17 protein-coding genes are annotated in these 18,650 nt (G+C 57.7%); 15 read left to right on the top strand and 2 right to left on the bottom strand.

What is annotated here, in order from left to right; translation table 11 throughout:
* The first annotated feature begins 179 nt into the window (after window positions 1-179).
* The 6 genes from rhtA to ybiO all read left to right on the top strand — a co-directional run bounded on the left by rhtA (window position 180) and on the right by ybiO (window position 6,793).
* Window positions 180-1,067, top strand: coding sequence for a threonine/homoserine exporter RhtA (rhtA, locus tag ACOYA6_RS02750; RefSeq protein ID WP_138369532.1), 888 nt, complete (start codon window positions 180-182; stop codon window positions 1,065-1,067).
* A gap of 278 nt (window positions 1,068-1,345) precedes the next feature.
* Window positions 1,346-1,849 carry a DNA starvation/stationary phase protection protein Dps gene (gene dps, locus ACOYA6_RS02745; protein ID WP_039029410.1) on the top strand — a complete coding sequence of 168 codons (504 nt, stop codon included), beginning with the start codon at window positions 1,346-1,348 and terminating at the stop codon, window positions 1,847-1,849.
* A 361-nt stretch (window positions 1,850-2,210) separates the two neighbouring features.
* Complete coding sequence (glnH, locus tag ACOYA6_RS02740) at window positions 2,211-2,957, top strand: glutamine ABC transporter substrate-binding protein GlnH (protein WP_039029409.1); 747 nt, start codon at window positions 2,211-2,213, stop codon at window positions 2,955-2,957.
* A 117-nt stretch (window positions 2,958-3,074) separates the two neighbouring features.
* The gene (gene glnP / locus ACOYA6_RS02735) at window positions 3,075-3,734 is read left to right on the top strand and encodes a glutamine ABC transporter permease GlnP (RefSeq protein WP_039029408.1); all 660 of its coding nucleotides are present in this window, start codon (window positions 3,075-3,077) and stop codon (window positions 3,732-3,734) included.
* The gene (glnQ, locus tag ACOYA6_RS02730) at window positions 3,731-4,453 is read left to right on the top strand and encodes a glutamine ABC transporter ATP-binding protein GlnQ (protein ID WP_039029407.1); all 723 of its coding nucleotides are present in this window, start codon (window positions 3,731-3,733) and stop codon (window positions 4,451-4,453) included. The genes glnP and glnQ overlap by 4 nt, the downstream gene beginning before the upstream one ends.
* A 135-nt stretch (window positions 4,454-4,588) precedes the next feature.
* Window positions 4,589-6,793: a mechanosensitive channel protein gene (gene ybiO, locus ACOYA6_RS02725; RefSeq protein WP_422653983.1), complete on the top strand. Its 2,205-nt coding sequence runs from the start codon at window positions 4,589-4,591 to the stop codon at window positions 6,791-6,793.
* 49 nt (window positions 6,794-6,842) lie between these two features.
* Here the strand turns inward: ybiO and rlmF are convergent, their stop codons facing one another.
* Entirely contained in the window at window positions 6,843-7,757 is a 915-nt protein-coding gene (gene rlmF / locus ACOYA6_RS02720) for a 23S rRNA (adenine(1618)-N(6))-methyltransferase RlmF (protein WP_039029405.1), read from the bottom strand.
* Between the two features lie 241 nt (window positions 7,758-7,998).
* Between rlmF and mcbA the strand changes: the two genes are divergently transcribed.
* The 5 genes from mcbA (at window position 7,999) to ybiJ (ending at window position 12,461) form a co-directional block, all read left to right on the top strand.
* A complete protein-coding gene (gene mcbA, locus ACOYA6_RS02715; protein WP_039029404.1) occupies window positions 7,999-8,259 on the top strand; it encodes a DUF1471 family periplasmic protein McbA in 261 nt (86 codons plus the stop codon).
* A 273-nt stretch (window positions 8,260-8,532) separates the two neighbouring features.
* Window positions 8,533-10,815, top strand: coding sequence for a catecholate siderophore receptor Fiu (locus tag ACOYA6_RS02710; RefSeq protein WP_039029403.1), 2,283 nt, complete (start codon window positions 8,533-8,535; stop codon window positions 10,813-10,815).
* Window positions 10,816-10,898: 83 nt separating this feature from the next.
* A complete protein-coding gene (gene ybiX, locus ACOYA6_RS02705) occupies window positions 10,899-11,576 on the top strand; it encodes a PKHD-type hydroxylase YbiX (protein ID WP_139564598.1) in 678 nt (225 codons plus the stop codon).
* A 72-nt stretch (window positions 11,577-11,648) separates the two neighbouring features.
* Window positions 11,649-11,915 (top strand): DksA/TraR family C4-type zinc finger protein, encoded by a 267-nt coding sequence (locus ACOYA6_RS02700; protein ID WP_039029401.1) that lies wholly within the window; start codon window positions 11,649-11,651, stop codon window positions 11,913-11,915.
* A 285-nt stretch (window positions 11,916-12,200) separates the two neighbouring features.
* Window positions 12,201-12,461: a DUF1471 family protein YbiJ gene (ybiJ, locus tag ACOYA6_RS02695; RefSeq protein ID WP_039029400.1), complete on the top strand. Its 261-nt coding sequence runs from the start codon at window positions 12,201-12,203 to the stop codon at window positions 12,459-12,461.
* A 110-nt stretch (window positions 12,462-12,571) separates the two neighbouring features.
* Here ybiJ and ybiB read toward each other — a convergent pair whose 3' ends face one another.
* The gene (ybiB, locus tag ACOYA6_RS02690) at window positions 12,572-13,534 is read right to left on the bottom strand and encodes a DNA-binding protein YbiB (protein ID WP_422653982.1); all 963 of its coding nucleotides are present in this window, start codon (window positions 13,532-13,534) and stop codon (window positions 12,572-12,574) included.
* Window positions 13,535-13,822: 288 nt separating this feature from the next.
* On the opposite strand from ybiB, the gene ACOYA6_RS02685 reads away from it, so the two are divergent.
* From ACOYA6_RS02685 to ACOYA6_RS02670, 4 genes are read left to right on the top strand one after another with little or no spacing between them, the layout of a single operon-like run.
* Window positions 13,823-14,359, top strand: a complete 537-nt coding sequence (locus ACOYA6_RS02685; RefSeq protein ID WP_039029398.1) for a fimbrial protein — start codon at window positions 13,823-13,825, stop codon at window positions 14,357-14,359.
* Window positions 14,360-14,416: 57 nt separating this feature from the next.
* Window positions 14,417-15,091, top strand: coding sequence for a fimbrial biogenesis chaperone (locus ACOYA6_RS02680; RefSeq protein WP_139564596.1), 675 nt, complete (start codon window positions 14,417-14,419; stop codon window positions 15,089-15,091).
* A 14-nt stretch (window positions 15,092-15,105) separates the two neighbouring features.
* The gene (locus tag ACOYA6_RS02675) at window positions 15,106-17,646 is read left to right on the top strand and encodes a fimbria/pilus outer membrane usher protein (protein WP_422653981.1); all 2,541 of its coding nucleotides are present in this window, start codon (window positions 15,106-15,108) and stop codon (window positions 17,644-17,646) included.
* Between the two features lie 16 nt (window positions 17,647-17,662).
* Window positions 17,663-18,649: a fimbrial protein gene (locus tag ACOYA6_RS02670; RefSeq protein ID WP_139564594.1), complete on the top strand. Its 987-nt coding sequence runs from the start codon at window positions 17,663-17,665 to the stop codon at window positions 18,647-18,649.
* The last annotated feature ends 1 nt before the right edge of the window (window position 18,650 follow it).

Below are 18,650 nucleotides of genomic sequence, written 5' to 3'. Positions count from 1 at the left end.
GCCAGTCACGATACATTCATCCAGACAATTCCTAATCTGTTACAGAAATCAGCCTGTCGTATGACCGCCATTTTACGGATTTACGACGACTTTTTTTCAACGAAGTCTCAACCGCGCGGCGTTATTTCCTTTACACTCCCTCTCTTTACTTCCTTTGACAGAAATTGACAGGAGAAAGGATGCCTGGGTTGTCTCGCAGGGCGCCAGTCTGGTTGCCCGTAATCGTCATTCTCATCGCCATGCTCTCCATACAGAGCGGCGCTTCGCTGGCAAAATCGCTCTTCCCGGTGGTAGGCGCCCCTGGCGTGACTGCGCTGCGTATTGCGCTCGGCACCCTGATCCTGGTTGTGATTTTTAAACCCTGGCGGTTGCGCTTCAAAAAAGAGCAGCGCCTGCCCCTGCTTTTTTACGGGCTGTCGCTGGGGGCGATGAACTACCTCTTCTACCTGTCGATTCAGACGGTGCCGCTGGGGATCGCCGTGGCGCTGGAGTTTACCGGTCCGCTGGCAGTGGCCCTGTTCTCCTCCCGCCGTCCGGTGGACTTTATCTGGGTGGTGCTGGCGGTACTTGGCCTGTGGTTCCTGCTGCCGCTGGGCCAGGACGTGTCGCATGTTGACCTCACCGGCGCGGCGCTGGCGCTGGGGGCCGGTGCCTGCTGGGCTATCTATATTCTCACCGGACAGCGTGCCGGCGAGGAGCATGGCCCGGCCACCGTGGCGCTGGGTTCGCTCATCGCCGCCATCATCTTCGTTCCGCTGGGCATGGCCCAGGCCACCGAGTCCATCTGGCAGTGGTCGATCCTGCCGGTGGGGCTGGCGGTAGCGGTGCTCTCCACCGCCCTCCCTTACTCGCTGGAGATGATTGCCCTGACGCGTCTGCCAACGCGCATTTTCGGCACGCTGATGAGCATGGAGCCTGCCCTGGCGGCGATGTCCGGGATGGTGTTCCTCGGCGAATCCCTGACCTTTACCCAGACGCTGGCGCTCTGCTCCATCATTGCCGCCTCGATGGGTTCGACCCTCACCCTGCGTCGGGAGAGTAAAGTCGAAGAGGTGGATATCCGCTAGCAGGTGTTATTTCGCCGGGAAACGGTTTCCGGCGAAATATTCTTATTCGCAATGGCCGTCATTATTCTGAAATATCGTCTTACTCCCCGCCAGCTCGTTAAAAAATAAGATTAATTTACGCATAAATATAACTATTTTCTATTTTTCAATGAGTTACATATCACAACCACGCTTTCACTATTAAACCGATAGGCAGCACCCGGTCGCGCTATCTATAGCCGGTGCTATACTTGATTTCGAAATAACTTTGGACGCCAACATCAAGAGGAAATGAGATTATGCCTACCGCTAAACTGGTAAAAACAAAAGCACCTAATCTGCTGTATACCCGTAACGATGTGTCAGACAGCGAGAAGAAAGCGACGATTGAGTTGCTGAATCGCCAGGTGATCCAGTTTATTGACCTGTCCCTGATTACTAAACAGGCCCACTGGAATATGCGCGGTGCCAACTTTATTGCTGTGCATGAGATGCTGGATGGCTTCCGCACCGCACTGACTACTCACCTGGACACCATGGCTGAGCGTGCCGTACAGCTGGGCGGCGTGGCGCTGGGCACCACACAGGTTATTAACAGCAAAACCCCACTGAAAAGCTACCCGCTGGATATCCACAGCGTTCAGGATCACCTGAAAGAGCTGGCGGATCGTTATGCCGTGGTCGCGAACGACGTGCGTAAAGCCATTGGCGACGCTAAAGACGAAGATACCGCCGACATCCTGACCGCGGCCTCCCGCGACCTGGATCAGTTCCTGTGGTTCATCGAGTCTAACATCGAGTAATCCATAGCATTTTGCTATCAGACCCTCGCCTTCGGCGGGGGTTTTGCACTTTCATGGTGCAGACATTTCGCCTCCCCCACCGCAAAAGTAAAGTGTTTGTAATAATCACCTCACACAATCGTTAACGAAAGATTGTTTTCTCGTCAATATTTGCGCTAAATAGCATAACCGTTAGTGATGGCGTTTCGCTGCACCAAAACAGTGCTTCGTTATGGTGCAATTTGCTGCCTTTGCTACCTTTTTTGTGCAATGAAATCCGTACCGTCCTTGCAAAAACAACACCTTGTAAAGTTGGCACGATTTTTTCATAGAGCCGTTCGTTCTCGCAGGGGATCGCCCCGTGGATATAAAAGGAAATGCTATGAAGTCTGTATTAAAAGTTTCACTGGCTGCACTTACCCTGGCTTTTGCGGTCTCTTCGCAGGCTGCTGATAAGAAACTGATTGTTGCTACCGACACCGCCTTCGTACCGTTCGAATTTAAACAGGGCGACCAGTACGTTGGTTTTGACGTGGATCTGTGGGCGGCTATCGCCAAAGAGCTGAAACTGGATTACACCCTGAAGCCAATGGACTTCAGCGGTATCGTTCCGGCACTGCAAACCAAAAACGTTGACCTGGCGCTGGCCGGTATCACCATTACTGACGCACGTAAAAAAGCCATCGACTTCTCTGACGGCTACTACAAAAGCGGCCTGCTGGTGATGGTTAAAGCCGACAACAACGACGTGAAGAGCGCGAAAGATCTCGACGGCAAAGTGGTCGCGGTGAAGAGCGGTACCGGTTCTGTTGATTACGCGAAAGCAAACATCAAAACCAAAGACCTGCGCCAGTTCCCGAACATCGACAACGCTTATATGGAACTGGGCACCAACCGTGCTGACGCGGTTCTGCACGACACGCCAAACATCCTCTACTTCATTAAAACCGCAGGTAACGGCAAGTTCAAAGCGGTCGGTGAGTCTCTGGAAGCTCAGGAATACGGTATCGCCTTCCCGAAAGGCAGCGACGAGCTGCGTACTAAGGTTAACGGCGCGCTGAAAACCCTGAAAGAGAACGGCACTTACAACGAAATCTATAAAAAATGGTTCGGCACTGAACCTAAATAAAACAGCCTGTTAAACAGGAACTGTACCGCCCGGTGGCGCTTGCGCTTACCGGGCATACAATTTGAGTCAACTCCCTGACTCATTTTTTGTTTTCACCACGGTATACAGGAATACATCATGCAGTTTGACTGGAGCGCCATCTGGCCTGCCATTCCTCTCTTGCTTGAAGGCGCCAAAATGACCCTGTGGATTTCGGTCCTCGGTCTGGTTGGCGGGTTGATTATCGGCCTCGTCGCCGGTTTTGCCCGCACCTACGGCGGCTGGATAGCCAACCACGTAGCACTGGTCTTCATCGAAGTCATTCGCGGCACGCCGATTGTGGTGCAGGTGATGTTTATCTACTTCGCCCTGCCGATGGCCTTTACCGACCTGCGCATCGATCCGTTCAGCGCGGCGGTGGTCACCATCATGATTAACTCCGGCGCCTATATCGCCGAGATCACCCGCGGTGCGGTACTGTCGATCCACAAAGGCTTCAGCGAGGCCGGTCTGGCGCTGGGTCTCTCCCGTCGCGAAACCATCCGCCACGTGATCCTGCCCCTGGCCCTGCGCCGAATGCTGCCACCGCTGGGTAACCAGTGGATCATCAGTATCAAAGACACCTCGCTGTTCATCGTTATCGGCGTGGCTGAGCTGACCCGTCAGGGCCAGGAGATCATTGCCGGTAACTTCCGCGCGCTGGAGATCTGGAGCGCCGTGGCCGTGGTTTATCTGATTATTACGCTGGCGCTGAGCTTCGTGCTGCGTCGTCTTGAAAGAAGGATGAAAATCCTGTGATTGAATTTAAAAACGTCTCCAAGCACTTCGGTCAGACCCAGGTGCTGCACAACATCGACCTGACTATCCAGACCGGGGAAGTGGTAGTAATTATCGGGCCGTCCGGCTCCGGTAAATCCACCCTGCTGCGCTGCATCAACAAGCTGGAAGAGATTACCAGCGGCGATCTGATTGTCGATGGCCTGAAGGTTAACGACCCGAAAGTGGACGAGCGCCTGATCCGTCAGGAAGCGGGCATGGTGTTCCAGCAGTTTTACCTCTTCCCGCACCTGACGGCGCTGGAAAACGTGATGTTTGGCCCCCTGCGCGTGCGCGGCGCCGACAAAGCAGCAGCCGAGCGGCTTGCAAAAGAGCTGCTGGCGAAGGTCGGTCTGGCGGAGCGCGGGCACCATTACCCGTCCGAGCTCTCCGGCGGTCAGCAGCAGCGCGTGGCGATTGCCCGTGCGCTGGCGGTTAAGCCGAAAATGATGCTGTTCGATGAGCCAACTTCTGCCCTCGATCCGGAGCTGCGCCACGAAGTGCTGAAGGTTATGCAGGACCTGGCAGAAGAAGGCATGACGATGGTGATTGTGACCCACGAAATCGGCTTTGCCGAGAAAGTGGCCTCGCGTCTGATCTTTATCGACAAAGGGCGTATTGCCGAAGATGGCAATCCGCAGACGTTGATTGAGAACCCACCGAGCCAGCGTTTGCAGGAGTTCCTCCAGCACGTTTCGTAATGTTACGCCGGGCGGCGCTGACGCTTGCCCGGCCTACGGTTCCAACGATTTCCCCCGGAATTCTCTCAAAAGCCCCCCGCTTCCGCCCGCCTTCTATACTTATCACTTTGCACATTTTTGTCACCGGAGGACACCGTGCCCTGGATCCTGCTGCTTTTGATAAGCCTGTTTTGCCTGCCTGCCCAGGCCGTCAGCCTGCCGGGCATGCCTGCCGCAACGGCGCAAACACCCCCACCGGCTGAACCGGACGTTGAGCAGAAAAAGGCGGCTTACTCTGCGCTTGCCGACGTGCTGGAAAACGACGCCTCGCGCCAGGAGCTGATAAGCCAGCTGCGCAGCGTCGCCGCCACGCCGCCTCAGGAGCCGGTGCCCAAAATCACCCCGCCGGAGATAGCCGACGAGAAAACGGTGCTGGAGAACGTCACCGATATCAGCCGCCATTATGGCGACGCCCTCGCCACACGCTTCGCCCAGCTCTACCGCAACCTGATTGGCTCCCCGCATAAAGCCTTTAACCCGCAAACCTTCACCGCCGCCGCACAGCAGTTCCTGATCCTGGCCGGATTGGTCTTTGCTTTTTACTGGCTGGTGAGGCTCTGCGCCTGGCCGCTGTACCGCAAAATGGGCAGCTGGGGGCGCAAAAAGAACCGGGAAACCAGCAGCTGGATTCACCTGCCGCTGACCATCGCCGGGGCCTTTATTATCGACCTGCTGCTGCTGGCCCTGACCCTGTTTATCGGCCAGATCCTGAGCGAGTCCCTTAACACCGGCAATCCCACCATTGCCTTCCAGCAGGCGCTGTTCCTCAATGCCTTCGCGCTGATTGAGTTCTTTAAGGCGATCCTGCGCCTGATATTTTGCCCCCGCGTGCCCGACCTGCGTCCCTTCGCCATTAACGACAGCGCCGCGCATTACTGGTCGCTGCGCCTCAGCCTTCTGAGCGGCATCATTGGCTATGGCCTGCTGGTGGCGGTACCGATTATCTCCAATCAGGTCAACGTGCAGATTGGCGCCCTGGCAAACGTGCTGATTATGCTCTGCATCACCGTCTGGGCGCTGTACCTGATCTTTCACAACAAGCGCGCCATCACCGAGGGGTTGCTTCATCTTGCCGACCGCTCTCTCGCCTTCTTCAGCCTGTTTATTCGCGCCTTCGCCCTGGTGTGGCACTGGCTGGCGAGCGCCTATTTTATCGTACTCTGTTTCTTCTCCCTGTTCGATCCGGGCAACAGCCTGAAGTTTATGATGGGAGCTACCTTCCGCAGCCTGGCAATTGTCGGCGTTGCCGCGTTCGTCTCGGGGCTGCTTTCGCGCTGGCTGGCGAAAACCATCACCCTGTCGCCGCACGTGCAGCGCAGTTACCCCGAGCTGCAGAAGCGGCTTAACGGCTGGATCGGCGTCTCGCTGAAGGTGGCGCGGATCCTGACGGTCTGCATCGCCATCATGCTGCTGCTCAGCGCCTGGGGACTGTTCGACTTCTGGAACTGGCTGCACAACGGCGCGGGTGAAAAGACGGTGGATATTCTGATCCGCATCGCGCTGATCCTCTTCTTCTCCGCCATCGGCTGGACCATCCTGGCGAGCCTGATCGAGAATCGGCTCTCCTCGGATATTCATGGCCGCCCGCTGCCGAGCGCCCGCGCCCGCACCCTGCTGACACTGTTTCGCAACGCACTGGCGGTGATCATTAGCACCATTACCATCATGATTGTGCTGTCGGAAATTGGCGTCAATATCGCCCCGCTGCTGGCGGGTGCCGGGGCCCTGGGGCTGGCGATCTCCTTTGGCTCCCAGACGCTGGTGAAAGACATCATCACCGGGATCTTTATTCAGTTTGAAAACGGGATGAATACCGGGGATCTGGTAACCATCGGGCCGCTCACCGGCACGGTGGAACGGATGTCGATTCGTTCGGTGGGGGTGCGGCAGGATACCGGGGCGTACCACATCATCCCGTGGTCCTCGATCACCACCTTCGCCAACTTCGTGCGCGGCATCGGGTCGGTGGTGGCGAACTACGATGTGGACAGGCATGAAGATGCCGAAAAAGCGCAGGGCGCGCTGAAAGCGGCGGTGGATGAACTGCTGGAAAGGGAAGATATTCGCGGGCTGATTATCGGTGAGCCCTCATTTGCCGGGATTGTCGGCCTGACCAGCACCGCCTTTACCCTGCGCGTGTCCTTTACCACCCAGCCGCTGAAGCAGTGGACGGTGCGCTTCGCCCTCGACAGCATGGTGAAAAAGCACTTCGACCTGGCTAACGTGCGGATGCCGGTGCAGATGTATCAGCTCCTGCCGTCGCCGACGGGGGAGAACACCCAGATCCAGAACCGTACCTGACTGTTCCCTCTCCCCTGTGGGGAGAGGGTTAGGGTGAGGGGAAAGACGCTTAACGCTGGCGGCGTTTGGCGTTATCCATAAAGGTCCAGGCGATGAAGCGGCTCTGCTTCTGACCCTGGGCCATCTCTTTTTTCACCACTTTAACCGCGCCGACGTCGGTCAGGGCGCGGTAGAGCGGCGGCAGGTTCTCGCTGCGGGAGACCAGAGTGGTAAACCACTTCACCTGGCGGGCAAACTGGGCGCTCTCGGTAATCATCTTCGTGATAAAGGCCACTTCCCCCCCTTCGCACCACAGCTCCTGCTGCTGGCCGCCAAAGTTCAGCGCGCCGTCGGCCGCCTGGCCAAGGTTACGGCGCTTACGCTCGCTGCCAGCCCGGGCGGTTTCCGCTGAATCATGGAACGGCGGGTTGCACAGGGTAGCATCGTACTGTTCGTTTTTGTGGATCACGCCCGTGAAGATCGCCGAAGCCTCTTTCTGACGACGCAGACGAATGGCGCGGCTCATGCCGGGATTCGCGTTAATGATGGCGGTGGCGTTGGCGAAGGCCTGGGTGTCCACTTCGCTGCCGGTAAAGCGCCAGCCGTACTCATGCGCGCCAATCAGCGGGTAGATCAGATTCGAGCCAGTGCCGATATCGAGGATCGTCGCCTGAGCCGGCACCTCACCGTTATTGCCTTCCGCCAACAGATCGGCGAGATGGTGAATGTAGTCGGCACGCCCCGGCACCGGCGGGCAGAGATAGCCGTCCGGAATATCCCACTGGGCCACACCGTAGAAATGCATCAGCAGCGCTTTGTTCAGCGTCTTTACCGCCTGCGGATCGGCGAAGTTCACCGTCGGCTCTCCTGCTGGCGTCCGGGTGATAAATTCGCGCAGCGCCGGACAGCTTTCGCATAAGGCATTCATGTCGTAACGGCTACGGTGGCGGTTGCGTGGGTGCAACCCCGGCTTTTCGGGTGTCATGGCGTTCTCCTGTAAACAGCGGCGTAAGATACCCGTTGCGGGCGCAACGGTAAATATTTCTCTGCGCGACAGAATAAACCACCAAAAATCAGTCACCTGTATGTATCTGATTTGTCATGGAATTGTCAAAATATGTTGTTCAAAAAATAAGCAGATCATCATCAATTTTTTGCACTAAATCACACTCTGACCCGTTCTACACTTAGTGTGCATCACCCGTTGTCAATCAGAGGAAGTGATTATGAAAAAATACCTGGTAATGCTGGCTGCCGCTTCACTGGCAGGTGCGTCGTTTGCTGCATGGTCGATCGAATCACTCAGCAGCGGCGATACCAGTCAACTGAGACCCGCCGGAACCGTGCAGGCTTCTGGCGCAAGAAATCTCGATGACCTGCAGGATAAACTGGCTGAAAAAGCGCGTGAACAGGGTGCTAAAGGCTATGTTGTGAACTCTGCCAGCGGCGACAACACCATGTTTGGTACCGCCACCATCTACAAATAGTTCCTCTCTCTGCACTGCATACTGCATCCCCCGGGGTGCAGTTCATTTTTTGCCCAAACTCCACTTTGTGAAGATTTTTAGCAGCCAATGTAAATTTACGTATTTCCTTTTGTTGGCGACAGTGATAAAAAGTCACGCCAAATGATAATATTTATCACAATTATTATCATTTGTAGGTTCATTACGGTTATTCACGTGGCACAGGAACAGGCCCAGACCTGCCTGACAGCGTAATGAAAACTCAATACTAAAAATTATAAGTCGCTAAACAATATGGATAAAAATCGCAACGTTCCGAACAGCTTTAACTCGCTGACCTTTTTCGCGGGTCTGTGTATCGGTCTTACTCCCGTGGCTTCTGCAGTTGCGGCGGAGAATAACGATAAAGCTGACGACACCCTGATAGTCGAAGCGGCACAGCCTTCGCTGTATGCCCCGCAGAAGTCCGCCGACGCCAAATTCAGCCGTCCGGTGGCCGATACCACCCGCACCATGACCGTAATCTCCGAGCAGGTGCTCAAAGATCAGGGCACCACTAACCTGACCGATGCCCTGAAAAACGTCCCGGGCGTGGGCGCGTTCTTCGCCGGTGAAAACGGCAACTCCACCACCGGCGATGCGGTTTACATGCGCGGCGTGGACACCTCGAACAGCATCTACGTTGATGGTATTCGCGATATCAGCACCACGACGCGCGATACCTTCAACACCGAACAGGTGGAAGTGATTAAAGGGCCATCCGGCAGCGATTACGGACGTAGCGCCCCGAGCGGCTCGATCAATATGATCAGCAAACAGCCGCGTCTGGATTCAGGCATTGATGCCTCCGCCAGCATCGGCAGCGCCTGGATGCGCCGCGGTACGGTCGATATCAACCAGGTGATGGGTGATACCTCGGCGTTTCGTCTGAACCTGATGGGTGAAAAGACCCACGATGAAGGGCGCGATAACGTCAAGAACGAACGCTACGGCGTGGCCCCTTCCCTCGCCTTTGGCCTGGGAACGGAAAACCGTCTCTATCTGAACTACCTGCATGTGACCCAGCACAACACCCCGGACGGCGGCATTCCGACCATCGGGCTGCCGGGCTACTCTGCACCCTCTGCGGGCACTGCGGCGCTGAATCACTCCGGCAAGGTGGACACCAGCAACTTTTACGGCACCGATTCCGATTACGACGATTCCACGTCCGACACCGCCACGATGCGGTTTGAGCACGACTTCAACGACAACACCACCCTGCGTAACACCACGCGCTGGTCCCGGGTGAAGCAGGATTATCTGATGACCGCCGTGATGGGTGGTGCGACCAACATCACCCAGCCTGACCGCAACAACGTGGACACCTGGACCTGGTCGCGTCTCGCCAATACCAAAGATGTCAGCAACAAGATCCTCACTAACCAGACCAACCTGACGACCAAATTCTATACCGGCAGCGTCGGCCACGATATCAGCACCGGGGTGGAGTTCACCCGTGAAAACCAGACCAACTACGGCGTGGACGCCATCACCCCGCCGCCGGTCAATATCTATCACCCGAACAGCAACGTCGATATTGGCGGCCTGAACAACAACGGCGCCAATGCCAATGGCCAGACCGATACCTTCGGGATTTACGCCTTTGATACGCTGCAGATCACCCGTGATGTTGAGCTCAACGGCGGCATTCGTCTCGATACGTACCACACCGAATATGACAGCGCCAGCGTCTGCGGCGGCACCGGTCGCGGGGCGGTCGCCTGCCCGGCCGGGACCCCGAAAGGTTCCCCGGTGACTACCGTGGATACGGCCACCTCGGGCAATCTGGTGAACTGGAAAGCCGGGGCGCTTTATCATCTGACCGAGCACGGCAACATCTACGTGAACTACGCCATCTCTCAGCAGCCGCCGGGTGGTAATAACTTCGCCCTGGCGCAGGGTGGCACCGGCAGCAGCGCCAACCGCACCGACTTTAAGCCGCAGAAGGCCAAAACCAGCGAGCTGGGCACCAAGTGGGAAGTGCTGGATAAACGTCTCCTGCTGACCGCGGCGGTGTTCCGCACCGACATCGAAAACGAAGTTGAGCAGAACGATGACGGCACTTACTCGCAGTACGGTAAAAAGCGCGTCGAGGGTTATGAACTGTCGGCAGCGGGTAACATCACCCCGGCCTGGCAGGTGATCGGCGGTTATACCCAGCAGCGCGCCAGCGTGCGCACCGGCAACAACGTGGCGCAGGATGGCACCTCTTCCCTGCCGTATACCCCGGAACACGCCTTCACGCTGTGGAGCCAGTACCAGGCAACGGATGATATCTCCGTTGGCGCAGGTGCCCGCTATATTGGCAGCATGCACCGCGGCTCTGACGGCGCGGTGGGTACCCCGTCGTTTACCGAAGGTTACTGGGTGGCCGATGCCAAACTGGGTTATCGCGTCAACCGCAACCTCGATATGCAGCTCAACGTCTACAACCTGTTTGATGAGGACTATGTCGCCTCCATCAACAAGAGCGGTTACCGCTACCATCCGGGCGAACCGCGCACCTTTATGTTAACGGCGAACATGCACTTCTGATCATTCGTGGGGGGTTGCCCCCCACGTTTCAGTGCACTTCTGTTAGCGCGTGGGGCGTTAGCCCCACGCTACGGAGAATCTTTATGATGTATCACATTCCGGGCGTGCTGAACGCCGATGAGGTGGCGCAGTTCCGCGCCCAGCTGGAGCAAGCCCCGTGGATCGACGGGCGCGCCACGGTGGGCAACCAGGGCGCACAGGTAAAAAACAACCAGCAGGTGGACACCCAAAGCCCGCTGTACGCCACCTTGCAGGCCAGCGTGTTGCAGGCGGTGAATCAGCACCCGCTCTTTTTTGCCGCCGCCCTGCCGCGCCAGATCTCCAGCCCGCTGTTTAACCGCTACCAGCAGCAGGAGACCTACGGCTTTCACGTTGACGGCGCCGTGCGTAGCCACCCGCAAAGCGGCTGGATGCGGACCGATCTCTCCGCCACCCTCTTTTTAAGCGACCCCGACAGCTACGAAGGCGGCGAACTGGTGGTGAACGACACCTACGGCCAGCACAGCGTGAAGCTCCCGGCGGGGGATCTGGTGCTCTATCCCTCCAGCAGCCTGCACTGCGTGACCCCGGTGACCGCCGGCGTGCGGGTGGCTTCTTTTATGTGGATCCAGTCGATGATCCGCGACGATAAAAAGCGCGCGATGCTGTTCGACCTCGACCGCAATATCCAGACCCTGCGCGCCCGCCACGGCGAAAGTGACGAAGTGCTCTCCCTGCTGAATCTCTATCACAACCTGCTGCGCGAATGGTCTGAAATCTAGTCACCTGCCTTGATTGTACGTTTTTTGACCCCATAGTCACTGTACAGCGCAATAACCTGTCAGGAGGGGTTTATGGCTTCCGGTTGGGCGAATGATGACGCCGTTAACGAACAGATCAACAGTACCATTGAAGACGCAGTGGCCCGGGCGCGGGGCGAAATTCCGCGAGGCGAGAGCCTGAAATTCTGCGAAGAGTGTGAGGAGCCGATCCCCGAAGCGCGGCGTAAAGCCGTGCCCGGCGTGCGGCTGTGCATCGCCTGTCAGCAGGAGAAAGATTCACATAATGCATCCCACGCAGGATATAATCGCAGAGGATCCAAAGACAGCCAGCTGCGATGACTGGCATGACGGCTGCGGGGCCACGCAAGCGATTACTTGCTTGCGCACGAATTTTAGCCCCTGGTTTGTCGAAACGTGCCCTCATCGCCTCTTCTGTAAAGCGCAACGGCAAGAAACGTAAATCCATTCATTGAATTTATTAATATTCAATAACTTATTTGTCATTCAAATTTTTCGAAGGATGACGTCAATTCTCTTCGATTTTATCTCTCGCAAAAAAGCGTGATACTTATCACATCGATGGAACAACGTCCCCTTAACAGAATAACCTGCGAGATATTAACCATGAAAACCATCAAATATGCTGTTGCTGCTCTTGCCCTGACCACGCTGTCTTTCGGTGCTTTCGCTGCGGAATCTGTGACTGCGGCCCAGGCAAGCGGCATGAACAAAATCGGTGTGGTCAGTGCGGAAGGCGCGACCACCCTGGACGGTCTGGAAGCACGCCTGGCGGCGAAAGCAGAAGCAGCTGGCGCGACTGGTTACACCATTACCTCCGCTAACACTAACAACAAACTGAGCGGCACTGCGGTTATCTACAAATAACCTGACCCTTATCTCTGCCCCGCTCGCCGGTCCGCTGGCGGGCTGCTCCAACCCTCATTGACCCTTTGTTGTTTTTTTGGCCCGTCCATCGCTGGACGGGCTTTTTTTATTTAAAAACTCTGGTTAACCCGCGCCAGCCCGGCATCGACCGTCTCCACCTGGCCGCTCGCCAGCAGGCAGCAGGCCATCTGCAGCTTCAGGGAGTGCGGTACCGCTTCGCGCCCGGCAAGGCAGCTTTCTATCCAGCGCGCCGTGGTTTCGGCATCTTTCGCCTGCGGCAGAGAGACATTGCTGTTCTCATCCCCACGCTCCAGCACCACCCGGGTACCCGCCGCATCAATCAGCGTTTGCTGCGGACAGCGCTGCGGGTTGGCATACACTTCGCCTTCCGTGCCGTGCATCAGCAGCCCTCTGCCACCGATATCGGCAAAGAAGGTCGCCACGCGGGTGACATATTCCGGGTGCGAGACGCTGGAAAGGCGCAGCGCGGCATCTTCGGCAAAGGGCGTCGCCAGCTTCGCCAGGGTGTGGGCGCTGTTCCGCACCCCCATGCGCCAGCGCATCGCCAGCTGTTTTTCCAGCGGCGGACAGAGGGTGCTCACCGGAATATAGACCGGGTGATGCCCGTCCAGCTTCGCCTGCGCCTGGCCGCCGTGACGGGTCGGCTCAATGCCCAGCAGGGTGAAGATGGTTTCGCTCAGCACGCGGGTCGGATCTTCGCTCACGCCGTGCACCACCACCGGGAACCCGAGCTTGTGCAGCAGGATCGCCAGCAGCGGCGTCAGGTTGGCCTGCTTGCGCGCGCCGTTGTAGCTGGGGATCACTACCGGCATCGGCTTAGCAACCGGGGGCGTCAGGCGCAGGGTTTGCGCCTGCATGGCTTCATAAAAGCCGCGCATCTCGGCTTCGCCTTCGCCCTTAATGCGCAGCGCGATCAAAATGCCGCCCATCTCCAGGTCCGGCACCTCGCCGTTCAGCATCCGGGTGTAAAGACCCCGGGCGGTATCCTGATCCAGGTCGCGGGCGTGATTTTTGCCTCGCCCAACCTCTTTGATAATTTTGCGATAATCCACGACAACTCTCCTTGCGACATCTTATTAACACTATAGCGTCGATAAGGTGACGGCGGACAGACATTTCTCTTATCGATTTTGCGCCCCCTTTCCCCTCCATCTCAAGCCATCACTCTGTAATTAAAGAAAAAATAATAATACAACCCCAATTCAAATCATTAGTGGCCAGGGCAGTAGTTAATAGCCAACCAAAACTTACGTAAATTAGCGCCAATAAAGTTTCGCCCCTTTATTTATCAATTAATCACAACGGATGTTATTAACACCGGCATTTATTCAGGAATTATTATGCGTAAAATCGTTACCGGCACTTTTATTGCCACTGCGTTATGTTGTTCTGTCTCTGCCTGGGCTGCAAACAGCGGCGAGGGGCAAATTAACTTCACCGGCGAAATCATCGATTCCGCCTGTCAGGTGGTCAACGGCGTCAGCAGCCCGCTGGATGTTTCCCTGGGCAAAGTGTCGCAAACGGCCTTTACCGGCTCGGGCTCCACCACGTCGGCCACCCGTTTCGACATTCAGCTGAAAGACTGCCCGGAAACCATCACCAGCGCCGCCATCACCTTTGGCGGCTCTGCTGACAGCACCAATGCCAACGTACTGGCCGTCACGCCGGGTACCGGCGCGGCGACCGGTGTCGGTATCCAGCTGCTGGACAAAACCGAGAATCCACTGAGCTTATACAGCCCGTCCACCAGCTATACGCTGCAGTCGGGCACTACCACCAACGATCTGGTCTTTGGCGCACGCTATATCCAGACCGGCAGCACCATCACCGCCGGCCCGGCTAATGCCGTCTCCACCTTTACCGTTATGTATAACTAATAAGGCGGCGCCTGGTTATGCGACCGGGCGCCGTTCTTTTTGATTCAGAGTCCCGTCATGCGTAAATCTGTTTTGATCGCCTCCCTGTTATTAATGACAACCGCCGCGCACGCCGGGGTCATTATTGAAGGGACCCGCTTAATTTATCAGGGAGATAAAAAAGAAGCGTCGCTGGGAATTTCTAACCCCGATAACCTCGACTACCTGGTGCAATCCTGGGTAGAGAGCCAGGATCACGCCCGGGAAAAAGCGCCGTTCCTGATCACACCACCGCTGTTCCGTCTGGATGGGCACCAGGACAATGTCCTGCGCGTGGTGCATACCGGCGGCAATCTGCCCACCGATCGCGAATCGCTCTACTGGCTGAACATCAAATCGATTCCGTCCACCGCGCATCACGAGAACACCAACACCCTGCAAATTGCCATCAAAACGCGCATTAAGCTGATCTACCGCCCGGAGGGGATCGCCGGTAAACCGGACGAGGTGGCGGATAAACTGCGTTGGCATAAACAGGGCAACAATCTCATCGTCAGCAACCCGACGCCGTTTTACATGAATTTCCAGGAGATCACGCTGGGCGGCAAAAAAGTCGACAACATCAGCTGGGTCGCCCCCGACAGCGACGCGCATTTCGCCGTGCCGGGTGGGATCAGCGCTACCCGCGTCAGCTGGAAAATCATCAACGACTATGGCGCGGTGAGCCACGCCTGGTCTGCCAGCCTCCAGTAACTGCCGGAACCGCCATGCCCTGGGACTATACAACCAAAGCGCCACGTAACCATGCCCGCACCCTGCGCATTGCGCTGGGCTGTGCGGCGCTGGGCCTTGGCGTGCAGCAGGTGCTGGCGGAGGACTACTTCAACCCGGCAATGCTTGATATCGACGCCCCCGACCAGGGCAAACCCGACCTCTCGCTGTACGAGTCGGGCCCGGGTATCGCGCCGGGGGAGTACCAGGTGGATGTCTATGTGAATAACAACAAAATCGCCAACAAGAAAATCACCTTTGCCCTGCAAAAGTCGGCAAAAGGAGAGAGCATCCTCCAGCCCTGCCTGTCCGTGGAGACCCTCAAAAGCCTGGATATCCAGAGCGATAAATTCAGCGTCACAAAGGGTGATGACTGTGTCGATCTCTCTGGGTTACCAGACGCCAGCGCCACCTTCCGACCCGGCCAGCAGCAGCTGCTGCTGAGCATCCCGCAGGCGGCCATCATCCCGGTTCCGCACGGGTATGTGCCCCCGGAAGAGATGGACAACGGCATCAACGCGTTTCTGCTGAACTACAGCTACTCCGCCGGGGATACCCACAGCCGGGGGGATGACGGAAGTCACCAGCGCAACGAATACCTGAACCTGCGTCCAGGGGTGAATCTGGGTGCCTGGCGTTTTCGCAACTACACCACATGGAGCCAGACCCGGGACGATGACTCGACGCAGCGCGATTTATCCTCGGTGTACAGCTATGCCCAGCGCAACATCCTGTCGCTGGGCAGCGTCGTCACCTTCGGGCAAAGCTCGACCCCGTCGGACGTGTTTGACAGCCTGTCGTTCACCGGGGCGCAGATCGCCTCGGATGACGATATGCTGCCGGACAGCATGAAAGGCTTCGCGCCGCGCATTCGTGGCGTAGCGCACAGCAATGCACAGGTGGTGGTTCGCCAGAACGGGTATGTGATCTATCAGAACTATGTCGCCCCGGGGGCGTTCGAGATTAACGATCTCTACCCCACCGGGGGCAGCGGGGATCTGAACGTCACCGTGAAAGAGACCGACGGCAGCGAGCAGCACTTTGTGGTGCCTTACGCCTCGGTGCCGGTGTTGCAGCGTGAAGGACGATTCAAATACAGCCTGACCGGCGGACGCTATCGCAGCTATGACGACAGCGTGGAGAAAACGCCGTTCCTGCAGGGCACCGGGATCTACGGCCTGCCGTACGATATCACCCTCTATGGCGGCATGCAGACCAGTCAGTATTACGATGCCCTGGCGCTCGGCACCGGGAAAAACATCGGCGACCTCGGGGCGTTTTCGGTGGATGTGACCGCAGCGAAATTGCGCATGCAGGGGGAAAAGTCCACCCAGGGCCGCGCCTGGCGGGTGCGTTACAGCAAAGACTTCGCCACCACCGGCACCCACTTTTCGCTGGCCGGTTATCGCTACAACAGCGACGGATACGCCACGATGTCGGATGTGATGAACTCTTACACCAAAGATGACGACTGGACGCCCCCCGACGGGCGCCGCGACCGTCAGGAGGCTACTGTCGATCAGTCGCTGGGCGGTTCGCTGGGCTCGCTGACCCTGAGTCTGGTGAAAGAAAACTACTGGCACAGCGACCAGAGCATGACCTCGCTTAGCGTGGGCTACAACGGCAGCTGGAACGGCATCAGCTACGGCCTCAACTATGGCCTGAGCAAAAATACCCAGGATAACGAGGACGATGATGAGCAGAAAAACGAACAGACCATCGGCCTGAACGTCTCGGTGCCGCTGGATCACTGGCTGAAAAATACCTGGGTGAACTACACCCTCAACAACAGCAAACATGACACTACCCAGAGCGTCGGCCTGAGCGGCACCGCCCTTGCCGGCAACAATCTCAGCTGGGGCGTGCAGCAGGGCCACAGCCACGACTCGGGTTACAGCAGCAACCTGAACACCGATTACAAAGCGACCTACGGCGAGATGACGGCCGGGTATTCCCAGGATAACCAGCAGCACCAGCTCAATGTCGGGGTGCAGGGAAGCGTGATTGCCCATGCTCACGGCGTCACCTTCGGCCAGCCGATGGGCGATACCGTCGCGCTGGTCGAGGCGCCCGGCGCCAGCGGAACTGGGATCGACAACCAGACCGGGGTCAAAACCGACTATCGCGGCTACGCCATCGTGCCCTACGTTACGCCCTACCATCACAACACCGTCACTCTGGATACCGAAAGCCTGCCTTCAGGGGCGGACGTCGGTCAGGCAACGAAAGTGGTTACCCCGACCCGGGGGGCGGTGGTGCGCGCCAGCTTTGATACTCGCGTTGGCAGCCGGGTGCTGCTGACCCTCACCCGGTCCGACGGGCATCCGGTGCCGTTTGGCGCCACCGCCGCCCCGGCCCATGAGAATGGCGAGTTTATTGTCGGCGACGGCGGACAGGTCTACCTGACCGGGATGCGTGAGCGCGGCACGGTCAACGTCAGCTGGGGCAGAGGCGCCAGCGCCCACTGCTCCGCCCACTATCAGTTGCCGTCCCACTCAAGCGATCCGGTGATCAACGCCACCGCGCAATGCGTCTGAACGGCGAGGAGAGAAGATGAAACCACTGCGATTTAGCGGCGTGCTGGCCCTGTTTGCCGCCCTGTGGCTGTTTATGCCCCAGGCGAAAGCGGCCTGTACCACGGCGGATCTGCCCTGGAACGGTACGCCGGGCACGCTGACGGTGTCTGACACCCTGACCGTCGGTAGCGTCATTCCCGGCTCTGCCCGCTCGCATACGGTGAAAGGCAGTTGCGACGCTGCCGACAGCGGAAAACCCATTACCGCCTGCCATCTCGGTGAAGGGGAAGAGGTGCCGGGCATGCCGGGGGTGTACCGCACCGGCGTGGAGGGGATTGGTATTGAACTGCTGAACAGCGCCGGGCAGCCGGTGCGCGGCCGCGCCGCCCACTGCGACAGCAGAAGTACACCGCTGGGATACGTCAGCAATGATGGCTCCGGCAGCTTTAATGTGCCTCTGACCCTGCAACTGGTTAAAACGGCGAACACCAGCAGCCAGCAGACGATGACCATACGCAACGGCATCTGGTCGCTTGGGATCTATCCCGATGAACAGCTGGGGCATCTGAATGCCGTGCGCTATGGCGGTAATCTGGCGCTGAAGGCGACAACCTGCTCGGTGGATCAATCCAGCCTGATCGTTAATCTGGGGGATTTCCCCGTAACCCAGTTCACCCGGGTAGGAAGTTACACCGGCTGGAAAACGTTCAGCCTGAACGCCACCTGTAACGCCGTGGAGACGATGACCGCTCAAATCACCAGCCCCAACGGGGCGACAAACATTGACCCGGGTGACGATGTGCTGAACCTCGTCCCGGGCAGCGACAGCGCCACCGGCGTGGGCGTAAGACTGTTGGTGGGCGGCGCGGGGATGCGCTACGACTACCCGGTCCCGTTTGGCAACCAGACGGTGCCGGGCCAGCCGTTCAGCCTGCCCTTCCAGGCACAGTATTACCAGCTCAGCGATACGGTGACGGCAGGCAAAGCCAACGTCGTCGCCACCATCGACATTGAATACCGATGAA

The organism is Leclercia barmai (genome assembly GCF_049312895.1).
Taxonomy (GTDB): Bacteria; Pseudomonadota; Gammaproteobacteria; order Enterobacterales; family Enterobacteriaceae; genus Enterobacter; species Enterobacter barmai.
The sequence above is the reverse complement of the archived record's forward strand: the minus strand, read 5'-3'. Positions and strand labels throughout refer to the sequence as shown.

Excerpts from the sequence above, each read along its gene's own strand:
- rhtA (WP_138369532.1), top strand. The coding sequence starts at position 180 with ATGCCTGGGTTGTCTCGCAGGGCGCCAGTCTGGTTGCCCGTAATCGTC.
- dps (WP_039029410.1), top strand. The coding sequence starts at position 1,346 with ATGCCTACCGCTAAACTGGTAAAAACAAAAGCACCTAATCTGCTGTAT.
- glnH (WP_039029409.1), top strand. The coding sequence starts at position 2,211 with ATGAAGTCTGTATTAAAAGTTTCACTGGCTGCACTTACCCTGGCTTTT.
- glnP (WP_039029408.1), top strand. The coding sequence starts at position 3,075 with ATGCAGTTTGACTGGAGCGCCATCTGGCCTGCCATTCCTCTCTTGCTT.
- rlmF (WP_039029405.1), bottom strand. The coding sequence starts at position 7,757 with ATGACACCCGAAAAGCCGGGGTTGCACCCACGCAACCGCCACCGTAGC.
- mcbA (WP_039029404.1), top strand. The coding sequence starts at position 7,999 with ATGAAAAAATACCTGGTAATGCTGGCTGCCGCTTCACTGGCAGGTGCG.
- ACOYA6_RS02710 (WP_039029403.1), top strand. The coding sequence starts at position 8,533 with ATGGATAAAAATCGCAACGTTCCGAACAGCTTTAACTCGCTGACCTTT.
- ybiX (WP_139564598.1), top strand. The coding sequence starts at position 10,899 with ATGATGTATCACATTCCGGGCGTGCTGAACGCCGATGAGGTGGCGCAG.
- ACOYA6_RS02700 (WP_039029401.1), top strand. The coding sequence starts at position 11,649 with ATGGCTTCCGGTTGGGCGAATGATGACGCCGTTAACGAACAGATCAAC.
- ybiJ (WP_039029400.1), top strand. The coding sequence starts at position 12,201 with ATGAAAACCATCAAATATGCTGTTGCTGCTCTTGCCCTGACCACGCTG.
- ACOYA6_RS02685 (WP_039029398.1), top strand. The coding sequence starts at position 13,823 with ATGCGTAAAATCGTTACCGGCACTTTTATTGCCACTGCGTTATGTTGT.
- ACOYA6_RS02680 (WP_139564596.1), top strand. The coding sequence starts at position 14,417 with ATGCGTAAATCTGTTTTGATCGCCTCCCTGTTATTAATGACAACCGCC.
- ACOYA6_RS02675 (WP_422653981.1), top strand. The coding sequence starts at position 15,106 with ATGCCCTGGGACTATACAACCAAAGCGCCACGTAACCATGCCCGCACC.
- ACOYA6_RS02670 (WP_139564594.1), top strand. The coding sequence starts at position 17,663 with ATGAAACCACTGCGATTTAGCGGCGTGCTGGCCCTGTTTGCCGCCCTG.